Origin of the sequence: Planktothrix mougeotii LEGE 06226 (assembly GCF_015207485.1) — a bacterium.
Classification (GTDB): domain Bacteria; phylum Cyanobacteriota; class Cyanobacteriia; order Cyanobacteriales; family Microcoleaceae; genus Planktothrix.
The window spans coordinates 1-10,890 of sequence record NZ_JADEWU010000126.1 but is presented as its reverse complement, the minus strand read 5'-3'; the positions used below and the strand labels follow the sequence as shown (position 1 = coordinate 10,890).

General features: G+C 39.5%; 6 protein-coding genes. 4 read left to right on the top strand and 2 right to left on the bottom strand.

The features are described from left to right. Positions 1-2,079 (top strand): Ig-like domain-containing protein (locus tag IQ236_RS26790; protein WP_228041886.1); only part of this gene is annotated, 2,079 nt, incomplete at its 5' end. Between the two features lie 332 nt (positions 2,080-2,411). Here IQ236_RS26790 and IQ236_RS26785 read toward each other — a convergent pair. Next, entirely contained in the window at positions 2,412-2,582 is a 171-nt protein-coding gene (locus tag IQ236_RS26785) for a hypothetical protein (RefSeq protein WP_193872178.1), read from the bottom strand. Here IQ236_RS26785 and IQ236_RS26780 point away from each other — a divergent pair. From IQ236_RS26780 to fbp, 3 genes are all read left to right on the top strand, one after another. Next, complete coding sequence (locus tag IQ236_RS26780; RefSeq protein WP_193872175.1) at positions 2,581-6,924, top strand: helicase domain-containing protein; 4,344 nt, start codon at positions 2,581-2,583, stop codon at positions 6,922-6,924. The two genes, IQ236_RS26785 and IQ236_RS26780, sit on opposite strands and share 2 nt — an antisense overlap. Positions 6,925-7,259: 335 nt before the next feature. Next, positions 7,260-7,622 (top strand): rhodanese-like domain-containing protein, encoded by a 363-nt coding sequence (locus IQ236_RS26775; protein WP_193872173.1) that lies wholly within the window; start codon positions 7,260-7,262, stop codon positions 7,620-7,622. 84 nt (positions 7,623-7,706) lie between these two features. Beyond that, positions 7,707-8,783, top strand: a complete 1,077-nt coding sequence (fbp, locus tag IQ236_RS26770) for a class 1 fructose-bisphosphatase (RefSeq protein WP_193872172.1) — start codon at positions 7,707-7,709, stop codon at positions 8,781-8,783. 432 nt (positions 8,784-9,215) lie between these two features. On the opposite strand, the gene IQ236_RS26765 is transcribed toward fbp, so the two are convergent. Next, positions 9,216-10,890 (bottom strand): HEAT repeat domain-containing protein (locus IQ236_RS26765; protein WP_193872170.1); only part of this gene is annotated, 1,675 nt, incomplete at its 5' end.

The window sequence follows — 10,890 nt, the reverse complement described above, 5'->3', positions numbered from 1 at the left end:
GAACCTACCCCATCACCGACGTTAGAACCTACCCCAACACCATCACCAACGTTAGAACCTACCCCATCACCAACTCCAACGCCCATACCGACAATATCACCGACTCCAACGCCTACCCCAACGTTAGCCCCGACTCCAACCCCATTACCTTCTGGTGATACCACTCCCCCGACAGTTACCATTACGCAAAATCGTCCGTCCTCTAACAATACTGTTTACTTAAAGGTTACATTTAGTGAACCTGTGAACGGGTTTGAAGCTAATGATCTCCTCTTAGGGGGAACTGCGAACCCCACAACCGCAACCCTTACAGGTAGTGGTAGCATCTATGAGGTAGCGATCAGGGGAATGACAGCATTTGGAAATGTTTCGGCTACACTTCCAGCCAATACTGTCACCGATGAAGCGGGCAATTTTAACCAACAGAATACCGTCATTGATCAACTAACTAATTTTAGTCCACCAGACAAGCCAGAAACTCTAAATTTCCTTCAATCTCTTGCTCCATCTTTGGGGCTTACTCTAGAACAACTAAACCAAACACCACTGGTTTTAGCAGCAAATACCACTAACGATCCCGTCAAGACACTTGAAGCATTTGCATCTAAATTGAAGGATACTGGTCTATTTAATGTTGCAGCATTTAATAATTCTGCCTTTGTAAACATAATAAGCAATGGAACAAGTTCATCTGATATTGCAATAGCATTAAGCGCACTAAGTGTTGAACAGACTGCTTTGCTATATCGGTTAGGTTTTACGCAGTTTGGCAGTTTACCTTTACGTCGAGCTACGACATTTAGCAGAATAAGATACTTCGACATCACGTTATCTGAGATGATGGTTTATAAATTCACGAGTGTCCGTTCCTTAGGCCCAGGCGGGAGTATTGTGCCTGGTCTTTTCAATCCTCCGCGTAGTAATAACGATGAGGACAGAGAAGCTCGCGAAAATTTAATCGCACCTCAATATGATGTGATATCCTTGGTTGATGACCTTGCACCAGAGAATTTTGATTCTATCCCCCTGTTAGATGCAGGAGACGGTACATTTTCTCAGCATTATCATGTATTGAATCCCAATGGTTCTATTATCCTGCCTCTGGAAGTTTCTCAGAAATTGAGTATTTCTGAACAACCGATTAACGTCAATGCGACGAATCAGGAAATATTTGAACACTTCAATCGAGAAAGCTTTGAAGTTTCTGTCCCCGAAAAGATTGGCAGTGCAATTTTGACGGAAAATAATCGCACCTTCCAAACTTTACAAGCTGATCTTCAAGAAACGCTAGGAACTGAATCTCCTGAACTCAATCAATTGGCTCAACAAATTTTAACTCGGTTTGATGCCAATACCCCATGGGATTTCTCTATGGTTGCTCCTTTCTCCCAATTGCCAGAGGATTTGCCGAGTAGTCAGCCAATTCTGATGCAAGCCAATGTGGCTTTATCCGAACAAACCGGACTCGGAAATCAACAAATTAGCTTGATTGATAGTACGGATTTGCCCAATTCTATTATTCAACTCAAAAACATTAATGTTGCTTTATTAAGGGGGCCAATGCAACTGGTGGGGGATACCGAAAAAAACATTGTTGTTGGAGATCAACAAGCCCAAACTATTGCGTTAGGTCAAGGAGAAGATGAAGGTCATGGCGGTGCTGCTGGAGATCTTCTCTATGGTGGAAAAGACAATGATTTGCTATTTGGAAATCAAGACAATGATAACTTGTTTGGAGATTTAGGCAATGATAGCCTTTATGGTGGAAAAGGGGATGATTTATTAGATGGAGGAGAAGGCGATGATCACCTATTTGGAGATTTAGGAAATGATATTTTAATTGGAGGGAAAGGACGCGATCGCTTTTATATTGCAGCGAATACAGGAGTAGATATCATTAATGATTTTACTCTAGGTGAAGATCAAATTCAGTTAACAGATGGATTAATCTTTAACCAGTTGCAAATCACAACCGTTGATGGCAATACAATCATTAAACTTGCCAATACGGGAGAGGAACTTGTTAAACTGTTGGGTTTTGATAGTACCTTAATTAATTCCTCAGAATTTATCGCTTGATAGTCGTTAGCAAAAAAGTATCAGTATAGCAGTCTTTGTCAAACACAATGTTTAACAAAGACTGCTGTTGCAAACAGAGATAGTAATATGAAATCCCTAAATGTTTCCTACAAATTCCCCCCTGTAGAGACGCGCCATGGCGCGTCTCTACAGGGGGTTTAGGGGATTATCTGTAGTATAATTTTCAGGATTTCATATTATTGGCTGGCGATACGTTAGCAAATATGGCTAGTACCCTCTGTTTCTGACCCGACCCATGAAATAGCCCTAGATGTCATCCCAGATCAGGAAACACTCATGCTTCAAAAATAATACATGGGTTTTTGTTAATTTTAGCATTTTTCCAGGTTTTCGAGTCCATAATGTCCTAAAATACTGGAGATTATCGGGATCACCCTTAACGGTTGAAGATTAAGCTTCACCTCGATTTGATATTTTCCCATTAAATAACGCACAATGACTTTATGGTGACACTTATCAGATTGTGTCAAAATCGAAGTCATGTTAATCTACACAACCCCGACATTCGACGCACAAGCGAAACAGCAGGGCATCCAGAGTCAAGTGGCAGAATTACTCGTCACCCTCAAGGCTCAAGGGACAGTAGCAGTACAGGCGCTCTTTGAGTGGAATTATCCCTACTTAAAGCGCCCTATACGGAATTTGCGCTTGCTGGGAAAAATTCTATGGGTTAAAAATGACCCAATTTTATGTTTATTGGCCGTTTTTCCCAGAGGGGGAAAAGAATATGAGGCCTTTTTGAGAAATCCTGATGACTATGGAAGAGATTATCTGGATACCTTAATTGATCAAAAAGAATTAGATAATAGTATTAATGCCCAACGGGAGGAACAAAAATCCTTTCCCCGTCGTCCTAGTTTGCCGGAAGATTTACGCCAAATTTGGTTAAAAGGGCCAGATTGGATTAAGAATACAACGGATGCTGTAATTTGTGAAAGTGAAATTTGGGTGGCACAGTTTAAGCAGCGAGACACTCAACTACAATGGCGAACTTATTATAATATTGTTGATAGTTTAGTTGAAGATCAAGCCGGAATCAAGATTACAAAAACGGATTTTGATAATATTGAAATTGCAGGTAAATCCGAAGACAATCGTTATATTCTCTATAGTTGGATTCTCACCTCAGATAGTCCCAACCGCAGCGTTTTATTTCTCCTATCTACGTTTGATCATTATCCTAATTTCAATGACATTCTTGAAGTCGGTCAAATCACCCGTTTATTTAATTTTAATACAGGAGAAACTGATTTAGCAGAATCTTCAAATAATTCTAACCTGAGTAATATTTTAGCTCAAGAATTAACCTTAGAAGATTTAGCTCGTTATACTCGACGTTCTTATCCTGATTATTTATTAGGAGATTCCGAAATCTGGTTAGAAATCGAACAGGAATTCGGAATTAATTGGGCGTTATCAATGGAGGAAGAAAAGATTCTGCATGAATTATCAACTCCAGAGTTAGGAAGTAGTTCTCTTCCGGTTTTTATTAATGGACGGGCTGGAAGTGGAAAATCAACCATGTTATTTTATTTATTTGCTGATTATTGTTATCGATATCAAAAATATTATTTACAATATCGTCAAAAATTAACCCAAGTTCCCCATCCTTTATTTTTAACGTATAATGAACAATTATTAGGTAAGGCTAAAGAAGGGGTTGAAAAACTTCTAAAAAGTCACCATAAATTTTTATTAGAAACGAATGGGCAAGGAAATAAACCTTCTATTGATGTTTGTTTTAAATCTTTTCAGCAATTTCTATTAAGTTTATTACCCCCTGAAGAAAGCGATAGATTTGATCCTGATAAATATATTTGTTTTCATGAATTTAGACAACGATGCGGTCGTCGCTATAGCCGTTATTCTCCCGAACTGTGTTGGCATATTATTAGAACGTTTATTAAAGGCTATACCCTAAGCGGACAACATGAAGGGTATATGACCCCCGATGATTATCAAGAAGTTCCTCGACGAGAACGGAGTTTATCGGTTGAGATTTTTCAAGCCATTTATAAACAAGTTTGGCCTTGGTATTATCAATTAACCACCAGAGAAGGCTATTGGGATGATCAAGATTTAATTAGAAAAGTCTTAGAAGTTCGTCGAGATCATTTACCTCTTTATACTGCTATTTTTTGTGATGAAGCTCAAGATTTTACCAGTTTAGAACTACGATTAATTATGCAGTTATCCATCTTTTCCCATTGTGATTTATATCCCCCGGTCTGGTGTTTACCCTTTGCCTTTGCGGGAGATCCCTTTCAAACTTTAAACCCGACGGGATTTCGCTGGGAAAGTGTCAAGGCGACCTTTTTTGATCAAGTGATTGCTGCTCTTGACCCGACGCGACAACTGAATTTAACCATGACATTTTATGAACTTGAATCTAATTATAGATCAAGTCCGTCTATTGTTAAAGTAACGAATTTAATTCATCTCTGGAGACATATTTTATTTAAAATTCAGGAGTTAAAACCTCAAGAATCTTGGCAATCTTATATTGAGTCTCCTATTCCTCAAAAGTTTATTTTTGGACAACATAATTTTTCCGTTGAAGCGTTAAAAAAACATATTGAAAAATCCCCTATTTTTATTGTTCCTTGTGAAGCAGGAGGGGAATTAGACTATATTCGACAAGATGAATTTTTATCTCCTTTATTTCCTGATGCGACAGAAGAACATCCCCCCAAGAATATTTTAAGCGCCATTCAAGCGAAAGGATTAGAATTTCCCTTAGTCATTCTATATAAATTTGGCGATCAATTTGCTAAAGAGTTTAATCAACGTCCCTTAATTGATTATGTGCAAGGAACAGAAAATCATCCTTTAGAATTAGAATACTTTTTTAATAAGCTTTATGTGGCTGCGAGTCGTGGAATGTCAGATTTAGTGATTATTGATACGGAAATGGGCGATCACTATTTATGGCAATATGCTACTGTTGAAACAGAGCTTACGAGAGAGACTGCGAGAGAGAAAGAGACGCGCCATGGCACGTCTCTACATTATGATCAATATTGGTTAACTCAAGTTGATAATCGAGAGAATTGGGAAACCTATATTGGGGGAGTTCGTTGGGGGGATAATTTAGGAGAATTACAACGGGATAATAGAGCCTCCCAAGCGCAAGAATTTCAAGAAAATGGTCGTAATCAAAAAGATGCAACTTCGATGCGACGGGCGAAACAATTTTATCGAGAATTAGGCTATTTAGAAAAAGCAGATATTTGTGAAGCCTTCGCTTTAAAATTTGATAAACGCTTTCGAGAAGCAGGGCGTTTATTCCTGAAAAGGAGTCAAGAATTAGAAGCCTGGGATTGTTTTTGGGATGGAATGTGTTGGCAAGCTTTAGCCGAATGGTATCGCCAATTTCCCCAGAAAAAACCCGTAGAACAGCCCTTAGTTGAATTTATGGCACAAACCCCCAAAACCTTGCCTAATATTCGACAATTTACCCAATTTTTAGAAGACAGTTTAAGCAGCCAAATTCTCCAAGAAAATCGTTTAGTGAAAGCTTGGAAAGCGGCTGTTCAAGATTATAGCCGTCAAATTCGGATATTAATGCGGGAAAAAATCTTAGACCCGGAAGAATGGCAACGGTTTGCCGAGGTTTTAGAAGGGTTAGATGAAGCTAAATATAACGGGGTTTTAGAATTAGCTGGAGATTGTTATTATCGAGCTAAAAATTTACGGCGGGCGGTGCGATGTTGGCAGGATAGTAACACAACTCAAAAACGAGAATATAATATTGCTCAAGCCGAATTATCCGGGTTTCCCGAAGGATTACCTTATTTAGAAAAGGCGGGAGATTTTGAACGAATCATTGTAGAATGGGAAAAATCAGGCAAGTCAGGAAGTCAACAATGGATTAAACATTTAGATTGCCTTGGACGGGCTTTAGAACGACAAAATCGCCTGCGAGATTGGATTGATTATTTAATTAAAATTAAACGGTGGATTGATGCGATCGCAGCGATTGAAAAATGTAGTAAACTGGAAGCTATTCTGTTTAGATTTGAACTGCTGCGACAAATTGCCCGTTCTAATTTAACCCCTGAACAAGCACGGGATTTTAGAAGTCGCTATTTAGGTTTAATTGAAAAAGTCTTATCCAGTGACAACTGGCAACAAAAATTAACGATGGTTGAAGTCGGAATTGCCTTAGAAAAAATTGGAGAATTGGTTCCCACTCTCAAATTTTATGAACGATTTATTAACGCTAATGAACTGGCTTTACAAGACTTTTCGAGAGAACGATGGTTAGCCACCAAACTCAAACAAAAAGATTATGCCTTAGTCGCTGAACCCATTCGCGCTGAAGAAATTCAGCAAGATATTATTCGCAAATCTAATGATTGGAAAATCAATCCCGCCACCCTAAATATTGATACTCCTCGCTTAGATTTGTTAGACCGTCCTGAACTTTTACAACTTCATCCCGGCGATACTAAACATCATTCTGATAGTTTACCCGATAATGAAATTCAAGGTTTACCCCCAGGTACAAAAATCCGTCTTTTGGGCCCAGAAGCCGATGGGTTTAGTTTCCAAATTGGTCATATTCAAGTAAAACGAGCTAAACGCAATAATAGTTTATGGGTACTCTTGACCGATATTTATAGTTCCAAAGCTTTACAAATTGATGTGGATGGCAAACAGGGGAAAGTCAGAATTGGAGAGTTAATGTTAGAAGTTGCCGATGGTCATCAACTGTCCTTTAATAGTACCACAGGGGATTATCGAGGCGTTGTTTTCTATCGAGATGAAAAGCCGAGGGTTGAGTTGCATATTCGCGGCATTTCTAGTATTATTTCCCTGTAGGGAATAAAATTTTTGAGGCGAATTTTGTAGTCTGTCTCAAAATGTAGCCACTATTACTGGATCAATTAGTTACAAAACTAGCCACAAAATTTTTTTGTAGCCGTTTTTGGTTGAATCCTAGACAATTCTAATCAAGAGGGCTATATATAGCAATCCGTGTAGGATTTGTGATCAAAACCTGTAGGGGTTTGGAGACCAAACCCTCCTGGTGCCTGGGTTTGGTCTCCAAACCCCTACGATAAAATATTACAACCTATTTAGGATTGCTATATATTGATGACTAACCAGTTTTTAACTTCTAATTAACCAGTGTAAAACTAATACTAAATTATCCTATGTCAGCCCAATTTTTTGTTCAACCCATTCCCGAAATTAACGTTAAGGAATTAGACGAGTTACTGCAAACCCTTCCTAACCATCAACTTCAGTTAATTGATGTCCGTGAACCTGAAGAAATTGAGATGGCTAAAATAGAAGGGTTTATGAATTATCCCCTCAGCCAATATAGCCAATGGTCGGAGCAAATTTTGGTAGAGCTTGATGCCACCGAAGAAACTCTGGTTTTGTGTCATCATGGAGTGAGATCCGCTCAAATGTGTCAATGGCTGATTCGACAGGGTTTCACCCAGGTTAAAAATATTATTGGGGGTATTGATGCTTATTCAATTTATGTTAATCCCCAAGTTCCTCGATATTAAGACCGAAAATCGAGGATAAAACTCTCCTAGTGTCAAACGGCTTCGTTAAGATAGGAATTACTGGAAAGTAGGAGCCGATCAATTATGGTAACAACGTCCGTTGGGTCTAATTTTTCAGATGCCATCGATCAAGGATATTATTTAGATCGGGACTGCACAACCCTATCTCGTCATGTTCTGCAACAATTGCATAGTTTTTCCCCCGATGCTCAAGATATTAGCGCCTTGATGAATCGCATCGGACTGGCGGGAAAACTCATCGCTCGCAGGTTATCCCAGTCGGGTTTAGTGGATGATGCGTTAGGGTTTACAGGGGCCGTAAATGTCCAAGGAGAGTCCGTTCAAAAGATGGATGTTTATGCCAACTCCGTCTTTATTTCTGTGTTCAAACAAAGCGGTTTAGTCTGTCGTTTGGCTTCCGAAGAGATGGAAGACCCCTTTTATATTCCCGAAAACTGTCCCATCGGACGCTATACCTTGCTTTATGATCCTTTAGATGGTTCATCGAATTTAGATACTAACTTAAATGTCGGGTCAATTTTTGCCATTCGTCAACAAGAAGGCAATGATGAGGATGGCGCGGCGGCGGATTTATTACAAAGTGGACGCAAACAAATTGCCGCTGGATATATTCTTTATGGCCCTAGTACCATGTTAGTTTATTCCATTGGAACGGGGGTTCATTCTTTCATTCTTGACCCCAGTTTAGGAGAGTTTATTTTAGCAAAAGAAAACATTAAAATTCCTCAGCACGGCCCTATTTATAGTGTTAATGAAGGGAATTTTTGGCAATGGGATGAATCGATTCGGGATTATACTCGTTATGTGCATCGTCATGAAGGATATACTGCCCGTTATAGTGGGGCTTTAGTGGGAGATGTACACCGAATTTTATATCAAGGCGGTGTGTTTTTATATCCGGGGACTGTTAAGAAACCAGAGGGAAAATTACGGTTATTATATGAGTCTGCACCGATGGCATTTTTAATCGAACAAGCGGGAGGACGAGCATCAACAGGAACTCAAGAGATTTTAGATGTTATTCCTGAAAAATTGCATCAACGCACCCCATTAATTATTGGAAGTCAGGAGGATGTCGCATTAGTTGAATCCTTTATTCAAGACCGCAAACGTAGGGAAGAAGAAGGCGGTCTGGAATAAATGGAGCAATTCGTGTAGGATTTGTGATAAAAACCTGTAGGGGTTGGGAGGGACGCAAGGAGTGTCAACTTAACCCACGTTAGCCCGGAAATAAATTTCGGGCTAAAAGCTGAAGTCATCTTTAGATGACTAAGATCATTCTTTATTAACCCGTTTTAACGGGTTTTAGCTTTTAGCCTGAAATTTATTTCAAGGCTTTTAGTCTTAAGTTAACGGACTTTGGGAGGGATGCCACCCCTACGATAAAATATTACAACCTATTTAGGATTGCTATAGCAGATTTCAGGATAATTAATTTTGTCATCCTGAGCAACGCGAAGGATCTCTGAGATTCTTCGCTTCGCTCAGAATGACAATTGTTAATCATTAGAATAGCAAAGATCTTTCACTTCGTTCAGAATGACAATTATTAATGATTAGAATAGCGGTTGATTAATATTCCGCAACCCAACTTTCAACTGCTTTTAATAAATTCTCCTGCGACCCCATAAAAGAACGTTGCGGGGGTGGTAACGGCAGGGGGTCAGGTGTTACCCAACCGAGGTGTAAGACTTCCGTGAGATAGTCGCAACAGTCGATCACTTCGGGGGTGGGTGTCCCGTCTGCGAGTAACAGAATGAACAGTTGGGGGGTTTGGAGTTGCTGTTTTAGGTGGATAATTTCGGTTTCTAGGTCGGTGACGGTCTGCACTTTGGGAAGGGTTTGATCAGGTAAGAATTTTTGATAGAGACGGTTACAAAACGCTTGAACAAATTCGTTTTTGGTGTTGAGGGTTAATAGTTTGTTGACGTTGATGCAGTGGAGAGGGAGGTGAGACAGTTGGGTAGAAATATCGGTGAATTGTTGTTCTAATTGTCGCACGGTTGGGGTATTGCCAACGGGGGTAATATCAACAACTTCAGGATGGGGGGTTAGGGTGTTGTGATGCCATGCTTGATAAAATTTGGGGTAAGGTAGATTTTGGGCGCATTGCCAGAGGAGTTTATAGCAGTGTTCAAAGAGATCAGAATTATTGTTGTAAACTTCATCAGTTAGGTTACGTTTGAGGGAAAAAATCACATTTACATATTGTTTTTCTGTTTTGAGGATTTTCTCTAAATTCTCGGCAACCCTCCTGCGAATATATTGATTATGAGTCATTTCTAAAAGCCGAATTAACGACCCTATTGCTAACTCATTACCTGGGTCAATTACCCATAAACTATAGGCAATGCTACTGCGAGGAGATTCATACTGAGTCGTTTCTAAAAGCCGAATTAACTCCCCAATTGCTAACTCGTTTCCAACGGCAATTTCCCCTAAACTATAGGCAATACTCCTGCGAGTATCTTCATCCTGAGTCGCTTCTAAAAGCCAAATTAACGCCCCAATTGCTAACTCATTTCCAACCGCAATTTTCTCTAACATCTCGGCAACCAACCAGCGAGTATTTTCATGATCAGTAGTTTCTAAAACCTGAATTAACGACCCTATTGCTAACTCATTTCCAACCGCAATTTTCTCTAACATCTCGGCAACCAACCAGCGAGTATTTTCATGATCAGTAGTTTCTAAAACCTGAATTAACGACCCTATTGCTAACTCATTTCCAATCGCAATTTCCTTTAAACTCTGGGCAACCAACCAGCGAGTATTTCCATTATCAGTAGTTTCTAAAACCTGAATTAACGCCTGTATTGCTAACTCATTTCCAACCGCAATTTTTCCTAAACTCTCGGCAACCCTCCAGCGAGTATCTTCATGATCAGTAGTTTCTAAAACCTGAATTAACGCCTGTATTGCTAACTCATTTCCAACCGCAATTTTCTCTAACATCTCGGCAACCAACCAGCGAGTATTTTTATTATCAGTAGTTTCTAAAACCTGAATTAACGCCTGTATTGCTAACTCATTTCCAACGTCAATTTTTCCTAAACTCTCGGCAACCCTCCAGCGAGTATTTTTATTATCAGTAGTTTCTAAAACCTGAATTAACGCCCCTATTGCTAACTCATTTCCAACCGCAATTTTCTCTAAACTCTGGGCAACCCACCAGCGAGTATCTTCATGATCAGTAGTTTCTAAAACCTGAATTAACGCCTGTATTGCTAACTCATTTCCAACCGCA